Annotated in this window: 26 protein-coding genes, 1 tRNA gene and 1 pseudogene; 21 read left to right on the top strand and 7 right to left on the bottom strand. The window is 65.0% G+C overall.

What is annotated here, in order from left to right; translation table 11 throughout:
- The first annotated feature begins 188 nt into the window (after positions 1–188).
- Positions 189–1136, top strand: coding sequence for an AraC family transcriptional regulator (locus tag DBZ32_RS02975; protein WP_119165625.1), 948 nt, complete (start codon positions 189–191; stop codon positions 1134–1136).
- A 35-nt stretch (positions 1137–1171) separates the two neighbouring features.
- Here the strand turns inward: DBZ32_RS02975 and DBZ32_RS02980 are convergent, their stop codons facing one another.
- From DBZ32_RS02980 to DBZ32_RS03000, 5 genes are all read right to left on the bottom strand, one after another.
- Entirely contained in the window at positions 1172–1645 is a 474-nt protein-coding gene (locus DBZ32_RS02980) for a hypothetical protein (protein ID WP_208539085.1), read from the bottom strand.
- Between the two features lie 127 nt (positions 1646–1772).
- A complete protein-coding gene (locus DBZ32_RS02985; protein WP_119165626.1) occupies positions 1773–2714 on the bottom strand; it encodes a DUF2493 domain-containing protein in 942 nt (313 codons plus the stop codon).
- A 297-nt stretch (positions 2715–3011) separates the two neighbouring features.
- Positions 3012–4097 (bottom strand): DUF7146 domain-containing protein, encoded by a 1086-nt coding sequence (locus DBZ32_RS02990; protein WP_119165627.1) that lies wholly within the window; start codon positions 4095–4097, stop codon positions 3012–3014.
- 84 nt (positions 4098–4181) lie between these two features.
- On the bottom strand, positions 4182–6287 hold the full coding sequence (locus DBZ32_RS02995; RefSeq protein ID WP_119165628.1) for a ParB/RepB/Spo0J family partition protein: 2106 nt from the start codon (positions 6285–6287) through the stop codon (positions 4182–4184).
- 135 nt (positions 6288–6422) lie between these two features.
- Positions 6423–7619 (bottom strand): DUF932 domain-containing protein, encoded by a 1197-nt coding sequence (locus DBZ32_RS03000; protein WP_119165629.1) that lies wholly within the window; start codon positions 7617–7619, stop codon positions 6423–6425.
- Between the two features lie 134 nt (positions 7620–7753).
- On the opposite strand from DBZ32_RS03000, the gene DBZ32_RS03005 reads away from it, so the two are divergent.
- The 4 genes and pseudogenes from DBZ32_RS03005 to DBZ32_RS03020 form a co-directional block, all read left to right on the top strand.
- Entirely contained in the window at positions 7754–8092 is a 339-nt protein-coding gene (locus tag DBZ32_RS03005) for a hypothetical protein (protein WP_235829986.1), read from the top strand.
- Between the two features lie 28 nt (positions 8093–8120).
- Positions 8121–8480, top strand: a complete 360-nt coding sequence (locus DBZ32_RS03010; RefSeq protein ID WP_119165630.1) for a toxin-antitoxin system TumE family protein — start codon at positions 8121–8123, stop codon at positions 8478–8480.
- Positions 8477–8872, top strand: a complete 396-nt coding sequence (locus DBZ32_RS03015) for an HVO_A0114 family putative DNA-binding protein (RefSeq protein WP_119165631.1) — start codon at positions 8477–8479, stop codon at positions 8870–8872. Before DBZ32_RS03010 ends, DBZ32_RS03015 begins: the two co-directional genes overlap by 4 nt.
- Positions 8869–9912: pseudogene (locus DBZ32_RS03020) on the top strand (recombinase family protein); the annotation flags it as partial. The gene DBZ32_RS03015 and the pseudogene DBZ32_RS03020, both read left to right, overlap by 4 nt.
- A gap of 195 nt (positions 9913–10107) precedes the next feature.
- On the opposite strand, the gene DBZ32_RS22370 reads toward DBZ32_RS03020, so the two are convergent.
- Both DBZ32_RS22370 and DBZ32_RS03025 read right to left on the bottom strand, forming a co-directional pair.
- Positions 10108–10344 (bottom strand): hypothetical protein, encoded by a 237-nt coding sequence (locus DBZ32_RS22370; protein ID WP_235829988.1) that lies wholly within the window; start codon positions 10342–10344, stop codon positions 10108–10110.
- 141 nt (positions 10345–10485) lie between these two features.
- Positions 10486–10575, bottom strand: a tRNA-Ser gene (locus tag DBZ32_RS03025).
- Positions 10576–10875: 300 nt separating this feature from the next.
- On the opposite strand from DBZ32_RS03025, the gene DBZ32_RS03030 reads away from it, so the two are divergent.
- The 16 genes from DBZ32_RS03030 to DBZ32_RS22800 all read left to right on the top strand — a co-directional run bounded on the left by DBZ32_RS03030 (position 10876) and on the right by DBZ32_RS22800 (position 25980).
- Entirely contained in the window at positions 10876–11862 is a 987-nt protein-coding gene (locus DBZ32_RS03030; RefSeq protein ID WP_119165632.1) for a TRAP transporter substrate-binding protein, read from the top strand.
- Between the two features lie 51 nt (positions 11863–11913).
- On the top strand, positions 11914–12429 hold the full coding sequence (locus tag DBZ32_RS03035) for a TRAP transporter small permease (RefSeq protein ID WP_119165633.1): 516 nt from the start codon (positions 11914–11916) through the stop codon (positions 12427–12429).
- Positions 12429–13703 carry a TRAP transporter large permease gene (locus DBZ32_RS03040; RefSeq protein WP_119165634.1) on the top strand — a complete coding sequence of 425 codons (1275 nt, stop codon included), beginning with the start codon at positions 12429–12431 and terminating at the stop codon, positions 13701–13703. The genes DBZ32_RS03035 and DBZ32_RS03040 overlap by 1 nt, the downstream gene beginning before the upstream one ends.
- Before the next feature lie 12 nt (positions 13704–13715).
- Positions 13716–14798, top strand: coding sequence for an isocitrate/isopropylmalate dehydrogenase family protein (locus DBZ32_RS03045; RefSeq protein WP_119165635.1), 1083 nt, complete (start codon positions 13716–13718; stop codon positions 14796–14798).
- A 136-nt stretch (positions 14799–14934) separates the two neighbouring features.
- Positions 14935–15738: a YdcF family protein gene (locus DBZ32_RS03050; RefSeq protein WP_119165636.1), complete on the top strand. Its 804-nt coding sequence runs from the start codon at positions 14935–14937 to the stop codon at positions 15736–15738.
- Positions 15739–15813: 75 nt separating this feature from the next.
- Positions 15814–17028, top strand: a complete 1215-nt coding sequence (locus DBZ32_RS03055; RefSeq protein WP_119165637.1) for a lytic murein transglycosylase — start codon at positions 15814–15816, stop codon at positions 17026–17028.
- A 114-nt stretch (positions 17029–17142) separates the two neighbouring features.
- Entirely contained in the window at positions 17143–18099 is a 957-nt protein-coding gene (locus DBZ32_RS03060; RefSeq protein ID WP_119165638.1) for a septal ring lytic transglycosylase RlpA family protein, read from the top strand.
- Positions 18100–18367: 268 nt separating this feature from the next.
- Complete coding sequence (locus DBZ32_RS03065) at positions 18368–19489, top strand: D-alanyl-D-alanine carboxypeptidase family protein (protein ID WP_119165639.1); 1122 nt, start codon at positions 18368–18370, stop codon at positions 19487–19489.
- A gap of 14 nt (positions 19490–19503) precedes the next feature.
- The gene (gene tmk / locus DBZ32_RS03070) at positions 19504–20175 is read left to right on the top strand and encodes a dTMP kinase (RefSeq protein ID WP_119165640.1); all 672 of its coding nucleotides are present in this window, start codon (positions 19504–19506) and stop codon (positions 20173–20175) included.
- Complete coding sequence (locus DBZ32_RS03075; RefSeq protein ID WP_119165641.1) at positions 20172–21314, top strand: DNA polymerase III subunit delta'; 1143 nt, start codon at positions 20172–20174, stop codon at positions 21312–21314. Before tmk ends, DBZ32_RS03075 begins: the two co-directional genes overlap by 4 nt.
- A 39-nt stretch (positions 21315–21353) precedes the next feature.
- Entirely contained in the window at positions 21354–22922 is a 1569-nt protein-coding gene (gene metG / locus DBZ32_RS03080) for a methionine--tRNA ligase (RefSeq protein WP_119165642.1), read from the top strand.
- Complete coding sequence (locus DBZ32_RS03085; RefSeq protein WP_119165643.1) at positions 22922–23713, top strand: TatD family hydrolase; 792 nt, start codon at positions 22922–22924, stop codon at positions 23711–23713. Before metG ends, DBZ32_RS03085 begins: the two co-directional genes overlap by 1 nt.
- The gene (locus DBZ32_RS03090; RefSeq protein ID WP_119165644.1) at positions 23710–24501 is read left to right on the top strand and encodes an MBL fold metallo-hydrolase; all 792 of its coding nucleotides are present in this window, start codon (positions 23710–23712) and stop codon (positions 24499–24501) included. Before DBZ32_RS03085 ends, DBZ32_RS03090 begins: the two co-directional genes overlap by 4 nt.
- 17 nt (positions 24502–24518) lie before the next feature.
- Entirely contained in the window at positions 24519–24905 is a 387-nt protein-coding gene (locus tag DBZ32_RS03095) for a DUF1499 domain-containing protein (RefSeq protein WP_162906533.1), read from the top strand.
- Between the two features lie 364 nt (positions 24906–25269).
- On the top strand, positions 25270–25656 hold the full coding sequence (locus DBZ32_RS03100; RefSeq protein ID WP_119165646.1) for a DoxX family protein: 387 nt from the start codon (positions 25270–25272) through the stop codon (positions 25654–25656).
- A 117-nt stretch (positions 25657–25773) separates the two neighbouring features.
- Entirely contained in the window at positions 25774–25980 is a 207-nt protein-coding gene (locus tag DBZ32_RS22800) for a DUF6434 domain-containing protein (protein WP_119165647.1), read from the top strand.
- The last annotated feature ends 91 nt before the right edge of the window (positions 25981–26071 follow it).

Below are 26071 nucleotides of genomic sequence, written 5' to 3' on the forward strand. Positions count from 1 at the left end.
ATCTGCCAGTCCCCCGACCCGGGGTGCCCCTGCTGCAGCTGATATATGGATGTCGACGTTACGGGCGGTAGAACGATCCAACGGGATCATTGCCTAATTCTCCACGGGACTGGGAAAACCGTCGACCTGTTCCTAGATGATGCTCCATCGAAGCGATCTAATAGGCGCAAGCGTAAAGGGGACAAAACATGACAGGCTCAGTTGACAGCCTCGCGAAACTGGTTGCCCGATTTGTCGAAAAGGACGGCATCCACGCAACGGCTGTGCCCCGGCTGGACCTTATCCGCAGTACGCGGCAAACCCAGGATCTTCATGCGGTTCATGAACCGGCGCTTTGTATCGTGGTGCAGGGCGCGAAACGGGTCATGGTCGCAGATCGCATCTATGACTATGACGCGGCCAAATACCTCGTCGTATCCTTCGACCTTCCAATCATTGGGCAGATCACGAAAGCCGATCCGGCGAAACCATACCTTTGCATCCGCTTTGGCATTGACGCTGCGGCTTTATCAGATCTCGCTGTCGATATGCCGTGGGACCAAGAGACACCAGCGAAGGGTCCGGGGCTCTTTCTGGGAGAGACGACACCGGACATTGTGGATGCGGCGACGCGCCTTGTGCAACTGGTGGATAGACCGGACGACATTCCTGCATTGGCAAAGCTCTACGAGCGCGAACTTCTGTATAGGGTCATCAGAGCGCCGGGCGGACAGGCTGTCCTGCGAAGTGTGTACGGTCCAGGGCAAGGGCGGCAAATCGCACGCGCCATCGCAATGATCAAAAAAAGCTACCGAGAGCCATTCGAGATGTCGCGACTGGCGGAGGAGGTGTGCTTGCAGCCGTCTGCTCTACACCATCACTTCAGGTCCGTGACCTTGATGTCGCCCTTGCAGTATCACAAGCGACTTCGTCTTCAGGAAGCGCGACGCCTAATGCTCTTTGAGGAACAATCGGCGGCGCAGGCGGCATTTTCCGTTGGCTATGAGAGCCCGTCGCAGTTCAGCCGCGAATATCGCAGGCAGTTCGGGCTGCCACCGATGAAAGATATCGAGGCCTTGGCTGGTTCGATCCTGGCAACCGAACCTCAGAGTGCGGGCAGCGGCGGGAGCGTTCCTTTGTCAGTGCCGGCGCGCTGAAGGCCAAGCTCTGCAGCATTTGACATATTGGGCTCTTAGCCGTCATTGGCCGCGCGGCTGGCGTTGGCGCTGAAGGCGCGTGACGCCGCCGGGGCGTCTTCTTCCGGTCCGACGAGCGACGCAACCCGCGCCCAGGCCGTGACGCCGACGACGACAGCGCCGACGCTGGCGAAGACGAGCGTCCAGGTCTCTCCCGCGCCGCCCATCCCGGACAGTCCCTTGATGGCGTGAAAGCCGGCGATTCCGGCTGGGAGCGCATAGAACGCGCCGAGCGTGAGACGGATCGGCGTCGAGCGGATGGTTGCGAAGGCGATCTGGCCCAAGATGAGCGTAGCGGCGCCGGCGAAGAAGGCCGCCGCGATCGCGCCGATGAGGCCGATATCGGCGTTATAGGCGTAGTGCCCGACGGTGACGGCGACAAAGAATGGAAGCGCATAGACGGCGAGCGTGAACAGGACCCAGCAGATGATCCCGAGACCAATAATGCTCAATACGGCCGATACAAACATGGGCGGTCTCCTTGTCCGGTCGACGCGCCTCCACCAACCGCCACGGCGCAATCGAAGTATAGCGAAAGTCGTCCCGCGCCGGAATGCTCCGGCGCGGGAAAGGGCGATGCGATTTGAGCATCACGGGTCACGCTGCCTGCGGCTTCCGCGTGCGGAAGTCGTAAAGCGGGATTCCGAGCTTTTTCGCCTTGTCGGCGAGGTTGTCGGTGATGCCTGAACCGGGAAAGACGATGAGCCCGATCGGCAGAACATCGAGAAGCTGGTCGTTGCGCTTGAACGGCGCGGCCTTGCCGTGGCGGTTCCAGTCCGGCTTGAAGGCGATCTGCGGAACCTTGCGGTTGTCGGCCCAGCAGGCGGCGATTTTCTCCGCGCCCTTGGGGCTGCCGCCGTGAAGCAAGACCATGTCGGGATGCTTGGCACGCACCCGGTCGAGCGCCGCCCAGATGGCTTGGGTGTCGTTGGAGTCTGCGCCGCCGGCGAAGGCGATCTTCGGTCCTGCCGGCAGGAGCGTTTCATTCTCGGCGCGCCGTCGCGCGGCGAGGAAGTCGCGGCTGTCGATGACCGCGCTGGTGAGCGTGCGCCGGCTGGCGAGCGAGCCTGAGTGCGGGCGCCAGGTCTGCCCGAGATGCGCCTCGAAGAAGTCGGCGGCGAGATCGCGCATGTGCTCGTGGGCGTTACGGCGTTCGATCAGGGTAAGGCCTTCAGCCGTGAGGCGTTCAAGTTCGACCGAGCGGATCTCGGAACCGTCCTGTTCGCGCTGGGAGCGTTTCTGGGCTTGCTCATTGTAGTCGAGTTCGCGTTCGATGCGGCCTGTCGCGCGATGGAAGATATTGACCGTCGACCAGAGCAGGTCTTCGAGATCGGGTTCGAGCCGCGTGTCGGCGAGGGCGACGACGAGGGCGTCGAAGATATCGCTGAGGGCAGCCTGAAGCGTATTTGCTTCGGGCAGTGGTCGATGGTCGAGTTCATCCGTGAAAGGACGATGCCCGTAGATCTGCAATTCGTCGAGGAGCGCGGCGGTCGGCGATGCGCCGTGCGGTTCATGGGTGTTCAGGTCGGTGGTCGTCATGACGGATCGTCTCCGGTTCGTGAGACCGCGCCTCTCGCGGCCTTTACGGGCGCCAAAGAGCGGGGGCGGACCGGGCCTGCACCGCCGCCGCGTTTTCTTAAGAAAATGGGGCGGCGGCCGGAGCGTCAGCGGAGGACGGCGGAGGGCGCGCGATTTTGCTTCGCGCTGCAAAGCGGGCGGCGATAGCCGGACGCGGCGGAAAATCGCGCGGCCGCAGCCGTTGCCGGACCGGGCCGGCTTCGCTCCGATCGCCCGGCTCTCAAAGGCCGAAGGCGCGGCACTCAGAGACCGGGGATGTCATGACGTCTTGCCGGAGACAGCCATCGCGGCGTGCGTGCTTGCCTTCTGGCGACCATTCGAAAGGATGAAGCGTGCGGCGTCTTCCGGCGCGAGTTGGACCGCGAGCAGTTCTGCCAGAGCGGCGGCGTCATACGCTTGGAGGTCTTCGTTGAAGTCTCCGCCACTCGGAGCAAGCCGCAACGCGTCGAGACCTTCGGTTCGTGCACGGACCGCCAATGCCTCGGCCGCTGCGCGACCGGCGTCGTCTGCGTCCTCGGCGATATAAAGGCGCTTGACGCTACTCGGCAGGATGAGTGCTTGCAGATGATTGGCCGACAGCGCGGCGACCGCCGGCATGTGCGGCAGTGCCATCCGTATCGAGAGCATGGTTTCGAGGCCTTCGCCGGCTGTCAGCACGTCGCGCGGTTTTCCGAATCGTACGCCATGCCCCAGCAGGCGCCCCATCGCCTTTCTCGGCCGATCCACGGGCGCTTTCTCGGGCTGGGCCGGATCTAGCCAGGTGCGATGGACGCCAGTGATGTTGCCCTCAAGGTCCGTGACCGCCGCGAGCAGCGCCGGCAAGCCCTCGGGCATATCCGGCGCTTGATCTTCACCGCGATAGTAACAGCGCGGATGGAAACGCAGCGCCGAATTGTTTCTGGCATTCGTGATGCCGCGACCCCGCAAATAGGTTTCCGCGACGGTGCCCGCGATGGGGCGGCCCATGGCGAATAATCTCCGTGCCGCTTCGGGTGATCCAGTGGGCGCCGGTCGCCGTCGAGGCGGAGGGTCTGAGCGAGGCGAAGCGAGAAACCGCCGCGCTTCGTCAAGCGTCTCGCGCAAGCTGCGCAAGTTCTGATTGGCGGCGATGAGATCGAGCAAGTCGCCATGCTCGCCGGTGGCCGCATCGGTCCATTTTCCCGCCGCGCCGGGGCCGTAGGCGGATCCGACAAGGCGGACATAGAGGCTGCGACCCGGCGTGTTCTCTACATCCCCGACGATCCAGTAGCGGCCCTGTTTGCGACCGTTCGAAAGATAATGACGGCACACGGCTTCCGCCTCACGGCCGAGGCGCCGTGCGATTTCTGCTGCTGCGCTTTCCATTGACGGCTCCTCAGCATTCACGAAAATGGGGCTCGCCGTTGCCGGCGAGCCCCAGGGTGACGGGTGCTTGGGGGGAGCTGCCCGTTACTCGGCCGCGACGAGCGCGGTCGATGCCGCGGCGGAGTCATCCTCGCGGGACGGCTCGGTTTCGGCCATAGCCGTTTCGCCGCCGTCCGCCGCCGATTGCGCTTCGCCCTCCACGTTTTCATCGTCGACGATGTCGAACGTCGGCTCATCGGCGTTCTTCGCGAGGGAGAGCGTGCGGAGCGGCTCGGGCAGCCAGTCCGTGCCGTTCAGCAACTCTTCAGCCGCTTCGACCATCGCGGGCTTCTTGAACCCGGCGATGCGGTCGGCGGCCTCGTCGCCCTTGGCCTCGCGCACGGCCTCGACGATGCGGGCCTTGGTGACCCGGCCGAGATACGTCTCGCCCGTCGGCGTCCAACCGGCTTTCGCCATGTCGAGGCCAAGCGTCGCGGCAAGCACGTCCGCATGCGCGATCTGGCGCGGCTTGCGATAATGCGGCTCATGCACGGCGTTGACGGTCATCGCCACACAGTGGGCGAACAGTGCGTCGCGGCTGTCAGCATCCCACTCCACGAGCGCATCCCAAAGGCCCTCGGCTTGCTTGGGCATTGCCTTGGCCCAGTTGTCCATGCCGAGGTCGATCGACTGCGCATAAGGCGTGTCGCCAAGACCGGGCGCCTGGGCACCGAAGGTCGCTGAACGCGGTTCGATCTCGACACAGCTTTCCTGGCCATAGTGGTAGAAGAGACGCAGCGTCATGGCGTGCAAGGCTGCGAGGAAAGCGACCTGCGGATCGTTCGCCAGAGCGTCGCGCAGGGCGACCGTGCGATGGGCGGTCAGTTCGCAGACGAGACGGTCGGAGAGCGGTGTGAGTCCATCTTCCCCGTCTTCCTCGTCCGATTCGGCGATGCTGTCGGACGTATCGTCATCGACATCATCCGTGACAGGATCGACCGGGCTTCCGTCTGAGGGCTCCTCGGTCTCGGCGACCGGCTCGTCCTCGGGCCGGACATAGCCGCGCTCGACGCGAAGACGCCCCGAGCCGTCGATGCTGACAAACGCGCCGGCGATAGCGTGTTCTTCCGTCTCGAACCGCACCGGCCGATCCTGCAAGGCTTCCATCGCCGTCTCGATCTCGCCAAGCCGTTCGTCCACCTCTTCGGGAAGTTCATCGGCCTCGGCGTAGTCGTCCTCAAGTTTTTCGTACTCGGCCTTGAGCGCTGCGTAGCTCTCCTGCTCTTCGTCGCTCATGAGTTCGGCTTCGCCGACGATCCTCCGCATGCCGTAGGTGTGGCCATAGGGAAAGTCGGTTCCGACCTCGACCCATTTCCAGCCTTCGCGGCGGATGGCTTCGGCCTCTTTCTCCAGCTTCTCGCCGACCATGGTTTCGAGCAGCGCGGCATCTTGCAGCCAGCCGCCGTCGTCCCGCTGGAAGAGATCCCGCAGGATTTCGCCGCCGGCTTCGACATAGGCGTCGAGACCGACGAATTGCGCGCGCCGATCCGAGGCACGGACAGCGCCTTCGGTCAGCATGCGGCGGATTTCATAAGGCTGCTTGTTGTAGTGCTGCTTGAGCGCTTCCCAGACCTGTTCCTGGCGCTCATGGTCGGGATTGACCGTGAAGGCCATGAGCTGGTCGAGGGTCATCTCTTCCTCCGCATACGCCTCAAGCAGCGTTTCGGAGACGGCAGCGAGTTTCAGCCGCTGCTTGACGACGCCCACCGAGACGAAGAAGGCTGCGGCGATCTCTTCCTCACTCTTGCCTTTCCCGCGCATGGCCTGAAAGGCGCGGAACTGGTCGAGAGGGTGGAGCGGCGCGCGCTGGATGTTCTCAGCGAGGCTGTCCTCCTCGGCGAGGCCTTCGGTGCGCACGATGCAGGGCACCGGGGCGGTGCGGTTGAGCCGCCGCTTCTTCACGAGCAGTTCCAGCGCCCGGTAGCGGCGGCCGCCGGCCGGAACCTCGAACATACCGGTCTCCGCGCCATCCTCGTCGAACACAGGGCGGACGGTGAGGCTAGCGAGCAGCGTGCGTCGTGCGATGTCCTCGGCAAGCTCCTCGATCGAGACGCCGGCCTTGATGTGACGGACGTTCGCCTGGCTGAGCACCAGCTTGTTGAAGGGGATGTCGCGCGAGGCGCTGAGGGTGATTTTCTTGGACTTCGTCATGAGTCTTCTCCGCGACGGGCGATCAAGAGACACTCTCTCGACCTCCAAACCCGTCACGAAATCCACGGCCCACCTCTTCCTCTAGGGAGCGATGGACCGTGGATGGAGGATTCGACGAGAAGCGGAACGGCGGAGCTACGCGGCGCGCTCTAGCAGCGTCTTGGCGCGGGTCTCCATGGCGAGGCGCGCGTCCTGCTGCGGCTTGGACCGCGCGACGGCGGTGATGCCTTGAACGAAGTCGAACACGCTTTCGGGCGGACGGCCTTCCTCGGCCAGCACCGTCTCGACGATCTTCGCCGTCTCCGCCTTTGAGAAGCCGCGCTTGCGGAGGAAGTCGGTGCGGTCCTCGTCACTGCGGGCGACGATGCGTTCGCGCGCGGTGCGAATGCCCTGCACGAACGGCGCGGGCGAGGACTCGGCGAAGCGCGCGAGCGCCGGCGCCGCCTCGTGCGCGAAACGGTTGGCGGCGTATTTCGAGTGCCGGATGCTGATCTCCTGGAAGTCTTCGACACCCCAGAGATTCCGGTTCTGGCAGACGGCGCGGAGATAGAAGCTGGCGATGCCGAGCGTCTTCGCGCCAACCTCGGAGTTCCAGCAGTAGAAGCCGCGGAAATAGAGATCGGGCGAGCCGTCCGGCAGCGTTCCCGCCTCAATCGGGTTGAGATCGTCGACCAGGAAGAGGAAGACGTCACGATCCGAGGCGTAGAGCGTGGTCGTGTCCTTGGTCACGTCCACGCGGGGGTTGTAGACGCCGGTCGACCAGTCGAGCACGCCCGGCACCTTCCAGCGGGTGTCGCCGACGCCGTCGCCGGCGATGCGCTGAACGGCAGAGACGAGCTCGTGGTCGTAGATGCGGCCATAGTCAGGGCCGGTGACGGCGCGGAGTTCCGTGCGGCCGTCATCGGTTTCCAGCGTCTTGACCTGCTCGGCACGGTGGTTGGTGAGGCCGTATTGCAGGTTGATGCCGGCAAGCGGCGCTGGAAGCTGGCGCAGATAGGCCGCCGGCGCGCTGACGAGGCTCGCAAGCTGTCCGAAGCTCCAATGGGTCGGGGCGACCGGCGCCTCGGCGTCCGGCAGGACGAGCGCCAGCTTTTCGGGATCGTCGTGATGGGCTTCGACGCGGATCGCCGCGCTCTCTACGGTCCGCGTTCGGCTCCGCTCGGCGCGGCCCTTCACCGAGGCGTAGAGCTCCGAGAGCGACAGATACTTCTCGTCGTCGGGCCGCGAAAACCACTCCGAGGACACGCGGCCATTATGGCCGCCTCGGGACACATCCACCTTGTAGCCGCCGCTCGCGTCGCGCCGGCCGTCCAGAATCTCAACATTGGTCATGGGTCATCTCCATGACGGGCGGCCGAAAGCCTCTCTCTCGACCTCCAAACCCGTCACGGCGAAGCCGCGACCCTCTCACTCTAAAAGGCGTGCTGCTGCGAAACTGACGAAGGACTTCGGAACGGCCGCCGCCGATGGCCGGTCTTTACGCCCCGGAGCGCTACTACGACGCGCAGTCGGTTCAATTCTGCGTTCGCGTATTTCAAGGTCTGCGGATGCCTGCTTCGCGATCAAACCGCAGACGCGCCCGGACGGACCGATCTGAAAAGATCGATCTCTACGACTATGCGCAAATGACGCCGGAACCCGCGCGCCCGAACCGTCCGGTCAAAGACGATCTGTCTGACTGGGGAGTGGTCGACGACTGGCCGGAGGACGTGCCCGTCACGCCCGAGGAGGTCGACGTTTTCGAGCGCTGGTTCGGCGACATTCTGGACGAGCTTTTCGGTCCAAAAGACCCGGATCGCGCTTGACATTGTTATCATCTCAAGATAACATCTTATGACAGAAGAGGCGCGCGATCCGAGCCTTGACGCCTTGCTCGATCTCGACGGCGAAGTGCTGGTCGTCGATCCGCAAGGCGGGCATTGGGTAAAGTTCGTCGTCACGCAAGTGCCGGTCAGCGCGGAGAAGCCCCATGGGCTTGATTATGCGCTGACGCTTCACGGCCCTGACGGCGCGCGGCTGGTCGGCTTCGACAACGCCCATCCGGTGGGCGGTCGAAAGCGCGGCGAGCCGCAGGACCATCGGCATCGGTTCCGGACCGTGCGCCCCTATGACTATCAGGATGCGGCGACTTTGCTCGCCGATTTCTGGGAGCAAGTGGACGCGGTGTTGAAGGAGCGCGGAGTACCGACATGACGACATTGAAAGTCGGGATCGCCGACTATGACAGCATGAAGGCGCGGACGCTCCGGATCGCACGCGGCGAGGAACGTCCGGGTCCGAACGATCCGAAGGTCTGGTTCACCTCGACAGAGTCTTTTGCTCAGGTCCTTTCGGCCGGCAACCGCGAACTCCTCCGCACGATTGCCGAGCGCTCGCCGGCATCGCTCGACGAGTTGGCGCAGATGACGGGCCGGGCCAAATCCAATCTGTCGCGCACCTTGAAGAAGATGGCCAATTACGGCCTCATCGAGATGGAGCCTGGCGAAGGGCGGCGGCTGAAGCCGAAAGTGGTTTATGACCGCGTGTCGCTCGATCTGCCATTGATCGAGACCAAGCGCCGCAAGGCTGCGGGTGGACGATCATGAGCGCTCGGCAAAATGGCGTGAAGCTGCGCGCGGCCCTTTATCTGCGCGTCTCGACGGCGCGGCAGGCCGAGCATGACGTCTCGATCCCCGATCAGCGGCGGCAGGGCGAGGCCTATTGCGAGGCGCGCGGCTATGAACTCGTCGAGACCTACGTCGAACCGGGCGCATCGGCGACCAATGACCGCCGGCCCGAGTTTCAGCGGATGATGGAGGCCGGGACTACGAAGCCGGCTGCATTCGACATCGTCGTCGTGCATTCCTTCAGCCGCTTCTTCCGCGACCATTTCGAGCTCGAATTCTACGTCCGCAAGCTGGCGAAGAACGGCGTCAAGCTCATCTCCATGACGCAGGAGCTCGGCGACGATCCGATGCACGTCATGATGCGCCAGATCATGGCGCTCTTCGACGAGTATCAATCGAAGGAGAACGCCAAGCATACGCTTCGGGCGTTGAAGGAAAACGCCCGCCAGGGCTTTTGGAACGGGTCGCTGCCGCCGGTCGGCTATCGCGTCGTCGAGGCGGAAAAGCGCGGCGCCAAGGTCAAGAAGGTACTGGAGATCGATCCACTCCATGCCAACACCATTCGGTTGATGTTTGAGTTGGCGCTCAACGGCGACGGCGATTCGGGGCGCATGGGCGTCAAAGCGATCGCCAAGTATCTCAACGAACGCAAGATGTACACGAGGACCGGCGGACGCTGGGGCGTCGGCACGGTGCATCGCATCCTGACGCGCCGGACCTATGTTGGCGAGCACGAATTCAACAGGCGGAGCAAGCGCGGCGAGGTGAAACCGGACTCGGAGGTCATTACCGTCGCGGTGCCGCCGCTCATAGGGCGCGAAATCTTTGACGCCGTTCAGAAGCTTTTGAAGAAACGTGCGCCGATGGTGACGCCAGGTCGGACTGTCAGCGGGCCGACTCTGTTGACCGGGATTTGTTTCTGCGCCGACTGCGGTGGCGCCATGACCCTGCGCACTTCCGGAAAGGGCAAGCACTATCGCTATTACACCTGCTCGATCGCGGCGCGCCAGGGCAAGACGGGCTGCAAGGGCCGGACGATCCAGATGGACAGACTCGATCATCTCGTTGCGGAGCATCTGGAGACGCGGCTGCTCGATCCCGATAGGCTGACCGACATGCTGGCGACGCACCTGGACCGTCGCGAAGAGCGAGACGATCGCCGCCGTAAGCAGGCGGCGGAGCTGAACCGGCGCGGGACGGAAGCTGAAGCGAGGCTAAAGCGTCTCTATGCTGCTATCGAAAGCGGCGTCGCCGATCTGGATGATCCTTCGCTTAGGGAGCGGATCGAAGAATTGAAGGCGACGCGCGATCAGGCGCGCCTCGACGCTGAACGGACCAAAGCGGCCGTTGAAAATGCGGGGCAGATCATCACGCCTGCGCAACTCGGCAAATTCGCCAGGGTCGCACGACGCCGAATGCGGGGCAGCGACGGCGGTTTTCGGCGGGATCATCTGCGTGCGCTTGCGCAGCGCGTCGAGGTCTCCGACCGCGAAGTCAGGATCATGGGATCGAAAAACACCTTGCTACGGGTTCTGTCTGCTTCAAATGGCGTAGGAACGGCGGCGAACGACGTTCGCATTTATGTTCCAGAGTGGCGGAGGGGGTGGGATTCGAACCCACGAGGGGCTTGCACCCCTGCCGGTTTTCAAGACCGGTGCATTCGACCACTCTGCCACCCCTCCGCTGCGTGATCGCCGTATCCCTGTCCTGTAGCAAAGCTGTCGCGGGTCGCAAAGCCCGCTGCGTGGCCGGTCTCCTTCGCGGCCCCTGAGGGCGCACGCGGCGACGCTCTCCACGGACACCCTCCAAGGACTGCCGAGGTGGTGCGTCGTGCCGCGCGCAGCCGGGCGGGGTGGCCTTCGCAGGCCTGGCTGGGGGCCGCACGGCTGTCGATTGGATACGTTTAACGCATACATTGACGTATTCATCGAGGCCGATCATGATGTCGGAATACAAAAAAGCAAAACCTTGGAGGAAACGTCATGAAACGCGCTCTGGCGCTCGCCGCCGTCACGGTGCTGTCCGTCACGGCTCTGTCCGCCGCAAGCCTGCCGGCCCAGGCGCAGGAGGCCAAGCTCGGTCACCTGGCACCAACCGGCGATCCGCGTCACGAAGTGCTCACCACCTTCGCCGAAGCGGTCGAAACGGGCACCGGCGGCGCCGTCGCCATCGACGTCTTCCCCGACTCCACCCTGGGCAAGGAGCGGGAGCTTTTCGAGCAGGTGCAGGCCGGCATCACCGAATTCGCGCTGGTGGGCTCCGTGGTCGCGAATTTCTATCCGGCCTGGTCGATCATCGACATGCCCTTCCTCTGGCGCGACCGGGAGCATTTGGTCGCCTTCGTGAACAGCGACTTCGCCAAGGACTGGTCGGCCGACATGGCCGCGCAGTTCAGTGTCGACATGCTGGCCTTCCTGGAGCGCAATCCGCGCATTCTCACCTCGACCAAGAAGCCGGTGCGCTCCGTGGCGGACCTGGAGGGGACGAAGGTGCGCGTGCCGAATATCAACGTCTACACCGATACCTGGCGCGCCTTCGGCGTGGAGCCCGTGCCGATGCCGGCCTCGGACTTCTATCTCGCCCTGCGGCTCGGCACCATCGAGGGCATGGAGAACCCCGTGGAGGTCATGTACCACTGGAAGATCCACGAGGTGTCCGAGTACCTGATGCTGACCGAGCACATGCGCTCGGGCTTCTACCTGATCGCGAGCAAGCGTTTCATGGACGGGCTGTCCGATGAGCATCGCGGCGTCGTCCGCGAAGCCGCCGCGGCCGCGCAGGCGATGATGGCCGAGAAGAACGCCGAAGGTGCGGCGAACCTCTACGGCAAGCTCGAAGAGGCCGGCATGACCATCGTGCGGGATATCGACATCGGGAGCTTTCGCGAACGCGCCGCGCCGGTGCACGAACTCTACATGGACCAGTTCGGCCGCGATGCCTACGACGCGGCGGTGAAGCTGGCGAACTAGGGGAGGGGAGCGGACGCGGCGCCGAGCGGCCTTGGAGATCCGAGTCACGTGATGGAAAGAACGGGCCAGGTGCTCGGCGCCGCCGCGAAGTTGGCGATTGCCGGAGCCTTCGGAACGATGGTCGTCGCCGCCATCGTTCAGGTGGCGAGTCGCTATCTCTTCGGTAGTCCGCTCGGCTGGACCGAGGAGCTGGTGAAGCTCCTGATGGTCTGGTGGACCTTCCTGGCCGTCGCGGTGCTGGCCTTCCGCGGCCGGCTGCTCGCCATCGACGCGCTGCTGCTCGCCGTCTCGGCGCGCCGGGCGCATCTGATCCTGGCCTTTGCCCAGCTGGTGTCGCTGATCTTCATCGGCTGGCTGGCCTGGCTCGGCGTCCGGCTGGTCGGCTTGGCCGGCAGTCAGATCACGCCGGCGCTCGACATTCCCTATGCCTACGTCTACGCGAGCCTGCCGGTCGGACTGGCCTTGGCGACCCTCGGTTTCGGGGTTCGCGCTGCCGTGCACCTGCGCCACGCCTGCGCGGCCGAGGCGCCTCACCCCGTGTCCGCGCTCGAGCGCTCCGACACCTGATGACCTGGTTCGCCGGCCTCCTCATCCTCTTCGGGCTGTCCGTGCCGATCGCGGTGGGTCTCATCGCCATCGGCCTCGGCTTTCTCACCTTCGACGGCCGGATCGATCAACTGATCGCCGCCCAGCGCGTCGCTACGGGAATCGACAACTTCGCGCTGACGGCGATTCCCTTTTTCCTGCTTGCGGCCGAGTTGATGAACCGCACCGGGATCACCGACCGCATCTTTCATCTCGCCAATTGCCTGCTTGGCCGCGTTCCGGGCGGGCTGGGCTACGTCAACGTCGGCGCCAGCATGCTCTTCGCCTCCATGTCCGGCTCCGCCGTGGCCGACGCGGTGGGGCTCGGGCGGATCGAGATCCGGGCGATGACCCAGGCGGGCTACGACCGCGATTTCTCCGCCGCCGTAACGGCGGCCTCCACCACCATCGCGCCGATCCTGCCACCCTCCATCTCGCTGATCATCTTCGGCGTCACCTCCGGCGCCTCCATCGGCGGACTGTTTCTCGGCGGAATCCTGCCGGGCCTCCTGATGGGCCTCGCGCTGATGGTGGTGATCTACCTGCATGTCCGGCGGCGGAACTATCCGCCCGGTCCCAAGATCCCCGGCCGCGAGATCCTCTGCGCGGCGGCCGGCGCCTTCTGGCCGCTGATGATGCCGGTCATCATCGTGGGCGGCATCTGGACGGGCATCTTCACCCCGACCGAGGCCGGCGCCTGCGCGGTGCTCTACGCGCTGGCCCTGGGTCTCGCCTACGGGACCCTGAAGTGGGGCGATATCGTCTCGACGCTGTTCGAGAGCGCGCTCGCCTCCGCCAACATTCTCTTCATCATCGCCGCCTCCGCCCTGATCGCCTGGCTGCTCACCATGGGGCAGGTGCCGCTCCACTTCGCGGCCGTGATCCTCGATCTTTCGCCGAACCCCTACGTCTTCCTGCTGTTCCTCAACCTGTTGCTTCTGGTGCTCGGCTGTTTCATGGCGGCGGCGCCGGTCATCATCATGGTGACGCCGATCATCCTGCCGGCGGCGGTCGCCATGGGACTCGACCCGATCCACCTGGGCGTCGTCATGGTGCTGAACCTTATGATCGGCCTCATCACACCGCCTGTCGGGCTTTGCCTCTTCGCGGTCGCGGAGGTCGCCTCCATCTCGCCGCTGCGACTCATTCGGGCGCTGCTGCCGTTCTTCGTCCCGCTGCTCGCTTCACTGCTTCTCATCACCCTGTTTCCGGGGCTTGTGCTCTTCGTGCCCAGGCTCTTCGGCTTCGCGAACTAGAAGGTCTTTTCGATGCACCAGTTTGAAATCGCCGTCTTCCCTGGCGACGGCATCGGCACGGAGGTGATGGACGCCGCCGAAACCGTGCTGAAGGCACTCCAGAGCCGCTTCGAGATCCGGCTTCACTGTACGCGGTGGGATGGCGGCGCGGCCTATTACCGGGAGACCGGGCGCGAGCTTGCCGAGGGGGCTTTCGAGGCGGCACGGCGGGCCGATGCGATTCTGTTCGGCGCGATGGGCCTGCCAGACGTGCGCCTGCCCGACGGCACCGAAATCGCACCGCACTTGGAAATGCGCCGCGCGTTCGGTCTTTTCGCCGGGGTGCGGCCGGCCCGCAAGTACCCCAACACGCCGCAGACGCTGGCCGACCCGCGGGCCGAGACAATCGACCTCATCGTGCTGCGCGAGTCCACAGAGGGGCTCTTCGCCTCCCGCGGCCGCGGCACCGTCGAGGACGACCGCGTCGCACGCGATACGATGGAGATCACCCGGGCGACCTCGGAGAAGCTGTTCGACTTCGCCTTCAAGCTCGCCCGCCGCCGTTCCGACAGCGGCCGCGGCGCGCGCCGGGTGACCTGCGTCGACAAGTCCAACGTCTTCGTGTCCATGGCCTTCTTCCGCGCGATCTTCGACGAGCGCGCCGCGCAGGCGTCCGACGTCACGAGCGACCGCGCCTACGTCGATGCGGTGGCCTTGGACCTGGTGCGAAAGCCCTGGGATTTCGACGTCATGGTCATGGAGAACATGTTCGGCGATATCCTCTCGGACCTCTGCGGCGGGCTCGTCGGCGGCATGGGGATGGCGCCCTGCGCGGAGATCGGGCTCGAACACGGACTTTTTCAGCCCGCACACGGCTCGGCGCCGGACATCGCGGGACAGGGCATCGCCAACCCCACCGCGATGCTCGTTTCCACCGCCATGATGCTCGACTGGCTCGGCGAACGAAGAGGCGATGCGCGGCTGGTCGCGGCTGCCGCCAGTCTCGACGAGGCCGTCTGGCAGGCCTATGCCGGCGGGACGATCCTGCCGCGCGAACTGGGCGGCACCAGCGGCGTTCGGGAGGTCACGCGCGCCGTGCTGGAGGCGATCGGATAGGACGCCCGACGCTTCGCTACATTGCCTTCGGATGATCTGATGCGGTCCAGGACACCAGCCGTGAAAAGTTGATCGCGCCCAAGAAGTTGGAGCATCTTGTCCGCTTTCACCCGAACGGGGCACGCTCAGGCCGACAATGCTCTTCGAACTCGGCAAGATCTTCTGGATGCTCGCCAATCCGGCGACGCTGTTGCTGATCCTGCTGCTGGCGGGGTTCGGCTTCCTGCTGCTGCGCTGGCGGCAGATGGGTCTCGTCGCCGTCGGGGCGGCCAGCCTGCTGGTCGCGCTACCGGCCTTCACGCCGGTCGAACGTTGGCTCATGAGTTCCCTGGAAACGCGTTTTCCCACGCCGGACCTGCCGGAACGGATCGATGGGATCGTGGTGCTGGGCGGTGGGCTCTCGGTCGCGACGGCGGCGATCGGTCTCGACCACGCGATCGGCGGGGGCGCGGATCGCGTGACGGCGGCGGCGCGCTTGGCCAACCGCTATCCGGAGGCCGAAATCCTCTACAGCAGCGGTGCGCGCTGGCCGGCGGATGCGCCGCTGTCCGAGGCCGACTACGCCGCCGATCTGCTGGAGGACTTGGGCGTGGCGCCCGAGCGGATCCGCCGCGAAGACCGCTCCCGCAATACGCGTGAAAACGCTCTCTATGCGCTGGAGATGGCCGACCCGCAGCCCGGCGAGACTTGGCTGCTGGTGACCAGCGCCTTTCATATGCCCCGGGCCGTCGCCTGCTTCCGTGCCGTGGGCTGGACAACGCTGCCCTATCCCGTGGACCGCAGGCTCGCGCCGCCCCGGCCGGGGCAGCCTGCGGGCTGGTTCGGACCGGGTGGGGGCGGCTTCGGCCTGATGACGACGGCGGTGAAGGAGTATGTCGGTCTTTTGGCCTATCGCCTGGCCGGTTGGACCGAAGAAGTCTTTCCGAGGCCACAGCCTTAAAACCCAAGTCGCCGTTGTCGCGACTCGCCGTTCGTGGCAGAGAAACTGGGAATAGCCTAAGATTGGAGTGAGCCCATGCGCCGCCTGCGGCACCTTCTGCCGGTCCTCGTCATCTCCGTCCTGGCATTGCCCGCCGCGGCGGCGGAACAGCCCTTCGAGGTTTGGCTGGCCGATTTCCAAGCCCGTGCGCAAGCTGAAGGCATCGAGGCCGCAACCCTGGGCAGGGCTTTCGCCGGCGTGCAGCCGATCCCCCGGATCATCGAACTGGACCGGCGTCAGCCGGAGTTCGTGCTGAGCTTCTGGCGCTATCTCGGCAATGCCGTCACGCCGGAGCGGATCGCCCAGGGGCAGGCGTTGCTGCGAGAGCACGAGGTCCTCCTGACTCAGGTGGAGCGCACCTACGGGGTGCAGGCGCGCTTTCTGGTCGCCTTCTGGGGTCTGGAGACCAACTACGGCGCCACCTTCGGCAGCTTCCCGGTGATCGGCGCGCTCTCGACCTTGGCTTGGGACGGGCGCCGGCGCGCCTTCTTCGAGGCACAGTTGCTGGATGCCCTGCGGATTCTCCAGGCCGGCGACATCGACCCCGCGCGCATGGAGGGCTCCTGGGCCGGTGCCATGGGGCATCTGCAGTTCATTCCCTCGACCTTCACGGGCCATGCTATCGACGGCGACGGTGACGGTCGCCGTGACATCTGGGGGTCGCTGCCCGATGTCTTCGCCTCGGCCGCCAACTACCTCTCCACGCTCGGCTGGAACGGCGAGGAGACCTGGGGGCGCGAAGTCCTGTTGCCCGATGACTTCGACTACGACCTCGTTTCGATCGCGACTCTGCCGGAAACGGTCAAGAGTCTGACCGACTGGACCGCATTGGGGGTCCGCAGCGCCGATGGTACGGCCTTGCCGCGCGCCGACGTTTCCGGCGGTCTGATCCTGCCGGCGGGGGCGGAGGGGCCGGCTTTCCTGGTCTACGAAAACTACCGGCATATCCTCTCCTGGAATCGCTCGATCCTCTATGCCGTCGCCATCGGTCATCTGGCGGACCGCCTGATCGGACTGCCGGAGATGAGGTCCCAGCCGCCGGCGGATCAGCGGCGCCTGGCGGTCGAGGAGGTAAAGGAGATCCAGCAGCGGCTGGCGGACTTGGGATTCGACGTCGGCGAGCCAGATGGACGGGTCGGTCCGCAAACGCGGAACGCCATTCGCGACTTCCAAAGCTCCGCTGGTCTGCCTGCCGACGCCTTCGCGTCGCCGGCCTTGCTGGAGGAACTGCGCCGGCGCTCCCAGGGCTGAGCGGTCGGGCGCGGCAAGGGCGGCGACCGGCCGTGCCGATTATAGATCTTTTGCCGGCGCGGCGGCAGTTGGTACAATCACCAGTCAGGACTGACGAGGGGAACGAGTCGCACCATGTTGAGCGGTCTTGCGCGTGCTGCCGTGGTCGGTCTGTTGGCCGTCGGCTTGGCTGCCTGCGGCAGCAGTGATCGGGAGTCTGGAGGGCAGGGGGCCGGCGTCCCCACCCAGGGCTACTACAAGGTCGGGCGCCCTTATGTCGTGAGCGGCGTCCGCTATACCCCGGCCGTCGACTACGACTACGACGAGACCGGGATCGCCTCCTGGTATGGGCCGGGCTTTCACGGACGCCAGACCGCGAACGGCGAAATCTACGACCAGCACGACATGACGGCGGCTCATCCGACGCTCCCGATGCCGACGATGGTGCGCGTCACCAATCTGGAGAACGGCAGGACGATCGAACTGCGGATCAATGATCGCGGACCCTTCAAGAATGGGCGGATCATCGACGTTTCGCGCCGTGGCGCCGAACTTCTGGGTTTTCTAGGCCAAGGCATTGCGAAGGTGCGCGTCCAGGTCATGGAGGAGGAAAGCCGGCAGATGGCCGCGATCGCCCAGGGCGGTCGGATTGCTCAAGCCGGCGACTTGGCCAATGCCGCGCCGAGCCAGGTGGACCAGGTGACGGCTGCGCCTGTCGACACCGTGGCGGCGGCGCCGATCGAGCCGGCGACTCCCGCTCCGCCGGTTGTGCGAAGCGGATCGCAGGACTTGGGAACCACGGGCAGTCCTGCTCCCGTCTATCCGCGGCCAAGCGGCGAGGTCACCCAGGTCGCGGTGGCGCCCTCGAGCCTCTTTATCCAGGCCGGCGCCTTTTCCCAGCAGAGCAATGCGCTCGATCTGGCCCAGCGGCTGACGACCTACGGCAGCCCCTCGGTCAGTCAGACCGACGTCAACGGCCAGCTTTTCTGGCGGGTGCGCCTGGGTCCGTTGCGCGATGTCGCCGAAGCGGATGCCGTGCTGACGGCCCTGATCTACGACGGGTTTCAACAGTCTCGCGTGGTGGTGGACTAGATCGTCTGCCTTCGACAGCGGGTGCCGGACTGCAAGCTGCTCTCGCGGATTTTTGAGCGCCCACCTCGAGAACAGCCACAGTTGCGTCGTATTTGGATCCTAACGCATGTTCGACAAAGATCGAATCGCTCGGATCGACTGGACGTCGTCTTGCGTCCGACCGGCGGATGAAACCTTATTGAATCATATGGAGCCGGCGGGATCGCCCTGAGTGAAGCCGTTATCACGATTTCACTCGGGACGATGCCGCTCTAGGGAGACGTTGCAGATGCCCCGCTTGCTTGTCGCATGTCTGTTGTTTGGCTTGTTCGTCCCACCGGCCGCCGCCTTCGAGACGGCGGCGGAAGAAGCCATTCTGATCGACCTGACCGCCGGTACCGTCCTGTTCGAAAAGGATGCGGATACCCAGATCCCACCGGCCTCGATGAGCAAGATCATGACGGCCTACATGGTCTTCAAACGCCTGAAGGCCGGCGATCTCAGCATGGAGGATACCTTCCTTGTCTCGGAGAAGGCCTGGCGCAAGGGCGGCTCCAAGATGTTCGTCGAGGTAGGGGATCGCGTCGCGGTGGAGGACTTGCTGCGTGGCGTTATCGTCCAGTCGGGCAACGACGCCTCGATCGTCTTGGCGGAGGGGATCGCCGGTTCCGAGGCGGCCTTTGCCGAGCTGATGAACCGGGAGGCGGAAGAGCTTGGCCTGACGAACTCGAGCTTCGCGAACGCGACCGGCTGGCCGGACCCGAACCATCGCATGTCGGTGCGGGACTTGGCGAAGGTCGCCAGCGTTCTGGTGCAAGACTATCCGGAGTACTACGGGCTCTATTCGGAGACGGAGTTCACCTGGCACGAGATCCGTCAGTCCAACCGCAATCCCTTGCTCTACCGCAACATCGATGCCGACGGACTCAAGACCGGACATACGGAGGAGGCGGGGTACTGCTTGACCGCGTCGGCCCTGCGCGGCGACCGGCGTCTGGTGATGGTGGTCGCGGGCTTGGAGAGCGCCCGTCAGCGTGCCGAGGAGTCGGAGCGTCTGCTGGAGTGGGGGTTTCGCGAGTTCTCCGCTGAACGCCTCTTCGAGATCGGGGAAGTCGTCGAGGAGGCCGAGGTCTGGCTCGGCGAAGACGCGACGGTGCCTCTGGTGGTGGCCGAGGACGCGGTCATGGCGGTACGCCGCGACGCACGGGACGACGTGGTTGTGACGGTCAGCTACGACGGGCCGATTCCGGCTCCCGTTGCGGCCGGGGACCGGCTCGCGACCCTGACCGTGCAGGTGCCGGACATGCCGGCCCGTGAGTTTCCGCTGCTGGCGGGTGGCGACGTCGAGAAGCTCGGGCCGATCGGCCGGCTGATGGCAGGCGTCAGGCACCTGATCTTCGGCAAGCTCTAGGGACCCTCCAGGCCATGGATCAGCGGCCCACGACGAAGCGTTCCGCCGCCGCCCCGACAGGTCGTTTCATCACCTTCGAGGGCGGCGAAGGCGCCGGCAAGTCGACCCAGGTCAAACGTCTGGCAGAGCGTCTGCGCGCGGCGGGGGCCGAGGTCGTGACGACGCGCGAACCGGGGGGAAGCCCGGGTGCGGAGGAGATCCGCGACCTGCTGGTCCACGGCGAGGCCGCGCGCTGGGACCCGGTGACGGAGACGCTGTTGCATTTCGCCGCGCGGCGCGACCACTTGACCAAGACCGTTTGGCCGGCCTTGGAGCGCCAGGCCTGGGTCGTTTGCGACCGCTTTGCCGACTCCACGCGCGCTTACCAGGGAGCGGGGCAAGGCGGCGACGCGGTTCTGATCGAAGATCTCTACCGCCAAGTGGTCGGAGCTTTCGCGCCCTGTATGACTTTCATTCTCGACCTGCCTGTGGAAACCGGGCTCGCCAGGGCGGCCGCGCGCAACGAGGGTGGGGAGCGTTACGAAGGGATGGACCGGACTTTCCATGAAAGGCTGCGTCAGGGCTTTCTGGAGATCGCCCGGCGCGAGCCGCAGCGCTGCCGGGTGATCGACGCCACGGCGGCGGAAGACGCCGTTGCCGCGGCGGTCTGGTCCGCCCTCGCCGAACACCGGCAGGCGGTATCGTGAGCCGTAAGGCCGCCGCGGCCGCAGCGGAAGAGGATCCTCAGGCCTGGCCGGACCCACGGGCGAATCCACGCCTGTTGGGTCAAGCGGCGGCGGAGGACGCCTTGCTGGCCGCGTATCGCACCGAACGCCTGCCGCATGCCTGGCTCCTGACCGGTCCGCGCGGCGTCGGGAAGGCGACCCTGGCTTTTCGCTTCGCACGCTTTCTGCTTGCCCGGAAGACGCAAACCGAGCCGGGCGGCGGTCTGTTCGGCGAACTCGCGCTACCGCAATCAGACCAGCCGACGAACCTGGCACTCGACCCCGACGATCCGGTCTTCCGGCGGGTGGCGGCGAGCGGTCATCCGGACCTGGTCACGGTCGCACGCACCGTCAATCCAGCCAGCAAGAAGCTGCGTGGGGAAATCGTGGTCGACGACGTCCGGGCGGCCACCGGGTTTCTGCGCCACACCTCGGCGGAAGGCGGTTGGCGCATCTGCATCGTCGATGCGGCCGACGAGATGAACCCCAATGCCGCCAACGCGCTTCTGAAGGTTCTGGAGGAACCCCCGGAGCAGGCGATTCTGCTGCTTCTGGCCCACGCGCCGGGCCGTCTGCTGCCGACCATCCGCTCGCGCTGCCGCCAGCTTGTCCTGCCGCCTTTGTCCGAGACGACGGTTCTGCAGTTGCTGGCCGATTTCGCGCCGGAGCTTTCGCCGGAAGACGCGACCGCCTTGGCGCGGCTTTCGGAGGGCTCGATCGGACGCGCCCTCGCGCTGGCGGGCGACGGCGGCCTGGGCCTCTACCGGCAGCTGGTCGGTTTGCTGGAGAGTTTGCCGCGCCTGGACGTGGCGGAGCTGCACGGCTTCGGCGATAAGCTGGCGCGCGATAGCTCCGGAGCCCTGTTCCGAACCGTCGGCGAGCTGCTGTCCGCCTGGATCGGGCGATTGGTTTTGGCGCGGGCCCAGGGCGATACCCCTTTGGAGATCCTGCCGGGGGAAGCGCGCTTGATAGGCCGGCTCGGTGCCGGGCGCAGTCTTGCCTCCTGGTTGGACCTGTGGGACAACCTGCGCCGCCGTTTCGCCCAGGCCGACGGCGCCGCGCTCGACCGCAAGCAGGCGCTGATCGCCGCCTTCCTTGAGATCGAGGCCCTGGCGTCCTGAGCGTGGCGGCTCACCTGAGCGTCTGGAGTTCGCCGGCAGATGTCCGATCAGCGTAAGCGCTACTACGTCACAACGCCGATTTACTACGTCAACGACGTGCCTCACCTGGGGCACGCCTACACCACGCTGGCCTGCGATGCGCTGGCGCGCTTCATGCGTCTGGATGGCCGCCGCGTGATGTTTCTGACCGGCACGGACGAGCATGGGCAAAAGGTGGAGAAATCGGCGCAGAAGGCGGGTAAGGATCCCAAGACCTTCACCGACGAGGTCAGCCAGAATTTCCGCCAGTTGGCGGCGGACATGAATTACTCCAACGACGACTTCATCCGTACGACCGAACAGCGGCATCTGCGCGCCTCGCAGGCGATCTGGTCGAAGCTGGTGGAGTCGGGCGACCTCTATCTCGACAGCTACGCCGGCTGGTATGCCGTGCGCGACGAGGCCTTCTACGGCGAGGACGAACTGACCAGGACCGAGACTGGCAAGCTGGTCGCTCCCTCCGGGGCCGAGGTCGAGTGGGTCGAGGAGCCGAGCTACTTCTTCCGCTTGTCGGCCTGGCAGGAACGGCTGCTCGAGCTCTACGAGACGCGGCCGGACTTCATCCTGCCCGAGAGCCGGCGTAACGAGGTCGTATCCTTCGTCAAAGGCGGGCTGCGCGATCTATCGGTCAGCCGCACGACCTTCTCCTGGGGCGTACCGGTGCCGGGGGACGACAAGCACATCATGTACGTCTGGCTGGATGCCCTGACCAACTACATCACGGCGGTCGGCTATCCGGATACCGACACCGAGAGCTTCGAGGCTTTCTGGCCGGCCGATGTGCATATGGTCGGCAAGGATATCCTGCGGTTTCACGCCGTCTACTGGCCGGCCTTCCTGATGGCCGCGGGGCTGGAGCCGCCGCGCCGGATCTTCGCCCACGGCTGGCTGCTGAACAGCGGCGAGAAGATGTCCAAGTCGGTCGGCAATGTCCTGCGGCCGGACGAGCTGGTCGCGCGCTATGGCCTGGACCCGCTTCGCTACTATCTGCTGCGTGAGGTGCCCTTCGGTCAGGACGGCTACATCAGCCACGAGACGCTGATGGGCCGGATCAACAGCGACCTGGCCAACGACTTCGGCAATCTGTCTCAGCGGGTGCTGTCGATGGTGGCCAAGAACTGCAACGCCGTGGTGCCGCAGCCTGGAGATTTCTGCGATGCCGACCGCGCGTTGCTCGATGCCGCCGACGCTCTGCTGCCGACCTTGCGCGATCTTTACGACACCCAAGCCTTTCATCGGGCTCTGGAGCGGACCTGGCAGGTGGTCGGGGCGGCCAATCGCTATGTCGACGAGCAGGCGCCCTGGGCGCTGCGCAAGAGCGATCCGCCGCGGATGGAAACGGTGCTCTACGTGCTCTGCGAGGTCATCCGGCGTCTGGCGATTTACTGCCAGCCGGTGATGCCTCAGGCCATGGACAGGATGCTTGGGCAACTCTCGGTTCCGGAAGAGCACCGGACCTTCGCCGACCTCGGCCGCAAGCTCGAGCCGGGTACGCCCTTGCCTAAGCCGGAGCCGGTCTTTCCGCGTCTTTTGGAAAGCGAAGAGACGCGGGAGGCAACGAAGGCCTGATGCTGGTCGATTCCCACTGTCATCTCGACTACCTGGACAAGGATGGCGACCTGGAGGACGTAGTCGCCCGCGCCCGCCGTGCCGGCGTCGGCCGGATGGTGACGATCTGCACCAAGCTCAGCGAGTTCGAGCAGGTGAAGGCGATCGCGGCCCGCTACGAGGATGTGACCTGCAGCGTCGGCGTTCACCCGCATGAGGCCGGTACCGAAGGGGTCGAGGGACCCGAACCGCTGGTCGAACGGGCGGAAGACCCTTTGGTGGTCGGCATCGGGGAAACGGGGCTGGACTACTTCTACGAGCACAGCCCACGGGCGGCTCAGGCGGTGTCCTTCCGCGCCCATATTCGGGCGGCGCGCATTACCGGGCTGCCGCTCATCGTCCATGCCCGAGATGCCGACGACGACACCGTTACGTTGCTGCGCGAGGAGCAGGCTGCGGGTGGACCCTTTCCCGGTGTCATCCACTGCTTCACGGCGGGACCGGACTTGGCGCGGGCGGCTCTGGAGCTCGGTCTCTACATCTCGCTCGCCGGTATCGTCACCTTCAAGAAGGCCGAGGATCTGCGCCGGACCGTCTCCGAGGTGCCCTTGGAGCGATTGCTCGTCGAGACGGACTCGCCCTACCTCGCGCCGATGCCCAATCGCGGCAAGCGCAACGAGCCGGCCTTCGTCGTGCACACCGCCGCCAAGCTGGCTGAGATCAAGGGGGTCTCGGCCGAGGAGCTGGCCGCGGCGACCAGCGAGAACTTTTTCCGTCTGTTCAACAGGGTCGAGCGGCCGGCGGTAGCATGAAGATCACCGTGCTAGGCAGTGGCGGGTCCAACGGCGTTCCGCTCGCCGGCGGCAGGCCGGGCGGAACTTTCGGTGAAGGGGTCGATCCCGAGGAGCCCAAGAACTGGCGGCGGCGCGTCTCAGCTCTAGTTGAGACTCGGGACAAGACCATCTTGATCGACTGCTCCCCGGACCTGCGTCTGCAGTTGCTCGACAACCGAATCACCCGGGTCGACGCCGTGCTTTTCACCCATGCCCACGCCGATCATTGCCATGGTTTGGACGAGCTCCGCACGCTCTCCTACACTCAGAAGGGTCCGATTGCGGCTTACATGAGTCCGCAGACCCGCAGCGATCTCATCGGCAAGTTCGACTACGTCTTCACCTCAAGTCACCCCCAGGCGAAGCTCTACCCCGCCATCATGGCGGATCATGCGGTGGAGGGGGCTTTCGAAGCGGCCGGCGTTCCGGCTGTGATTTTCGATCAAGACCACGGCAATGTCGTCTCGAGCGGATTTCGCATCGGCCCCTTCGCCTACTCCACGGACTGCGTTACGTTGGATGAAGCGGCCTTCGCCGCTTTGGAAGGGATTGAGGTGTGGATTGTCGATTGTCTGCGCTTCGAACCGCATCCGACCCATACTCATTTCGACCGAACGCTTGAGTGGATCGCGCGCGTCAAGCCGAAACGCGCCGTTCTGACCCATCTCAACCATACTATGGACTACGCCACCGTCGCCGCCCGCTGCCCCGAGGGCGTCGAACCGGGCTACGATGGTCTGGTCATTGAACTGGCGGGGACCCCGTGATTTTGGATTTACAGAAGTTGACCCCACCCAAAAGCCCGAACTGGCATTTGGTCGTCCCCAACGGCTGGGCGCATACCCATGCCCTCGGTCGCGCGCCGCGCTTCGATGTTCCTCTGGACCTGCTGCGCGAGGCCTTGGTTGCCGTCGCGGCGCAGGAGCCGCGCTGTCATCTGCTTGCGCTGGACCAGGAGGCCCGGCAGGCGGAGTTCGAGCAGAAGAGCCGCCTCTTCGGTTTTGCCGACCGTATCGTCGTGGAATTCGTGGCCTTGGGCAACGGCGCCTCGACACTCGCCCTCTACTCCTACTCGCTCAAGGGCTATTGGGACCTGGGCGTCAACCGGAAGCGCCTGGAACGCTGGCTTGCCGCACTGCCGTCCCAGGTCGCACATCTGGTTGCGGCCTAGACCGGATCGCGATCGGTCAGAACACGTCGCGGGCCCCGTTTCCTTTTGACGCCCTTTCCGACAGCGGCTCCTATGGTCAGTCCAAGGGCCAGTCCGAGCCCCAGACCCGTCCCCATACGCCTAAAGCCGCACCGAAAGCCGACCCGAAGGTAAGGCCAAGGGCCAGTCCGACGCCGGTATAATGCGCGACGGGGTCCTTTGCCTTGGCGGGACCGGCTGTTCAACATCTCCTTGGATCGATGCGGACCGAGCGACAGGCGGAGATCGGGTTGCATCGCAGAGCCTCCGTGTCGATAGTCCTACCCGCCTTCCGAATGGTAAAGTCGGAGGTGATCCCGTTTAACGAGAGGATAACGATTTAACCATGCAGACCACCCTGACGTCCTGGGCACCCCAGGTCCTGAGTATCACGCGTTGCGTTGCGGGCCTCATCTTCATGGCCCACGGCACTCAGAAGCTTCTCGGTTTCCCCGCGACCGAGCGCATGCCTGAAGCCTTCTCAATGTTATGGACGGCCGGCGTCATCGAACTGGTCTGCGGCGCACTGCTCGTCATCGGACTCCTGACTCGCCCAGCGGCTTTTCTGGCCTCGGGACTGATGGCCTCGGCCTACTGGATCGCGCACGCCCCGCGCGACGTCTTTCCGGCGAACAACGGCGGCGACGCGGCGATCCTCTACTGCTTCCTGTTCCTCTATCTCGTCTTCGCCGGCCCGGGTCCCTGGAGCATCGATGCCGCTCGGAAACGGTGAGTCGCTGTGCTTCGACCCAATCGCTTTCTTTGCTGCCAAACGATGCGCCTGCTTGTTCGCCGGCAGGTCGATTCTTGCTAGGGTTTCGAAGCCGGCAGATCATGGAAACCGAGTTCAATGGAATTCGACTGGCACAGAGATACGATCGTCCGTGAAACGCCAGTGACGGCGAATTATAGGAGCACGCAGAACGTGCGCCGATTCCTGAAGTCTCACTGTGGCGCGAGCTTCAAGTTCGACCGGTCTTTGATGCTCTGGACAAGAGACGGCACCGAAAAGACCATGGGCGACGTGGCCGACGAATGGACGAAACGGAATTCTTAGCTCAGCCGGATGCCAGCTCCGGCCAGATCTTCCTCCCGGCAAGACATACCGCTGCCGCTATCTTCCTGCTTCGATCGCCGAGTCCCGAGCC

This window comes from Algihabitans albus (assembly GCF_003572205.1).
In the GTDB taxonomy this organism is placed as follows: domain Bacteria; phylum Pseudomonadota; class Alphaproteobacteria; order Kiloniellales; family DSM-21159; genus Algihabitans; species Algihabitans albus.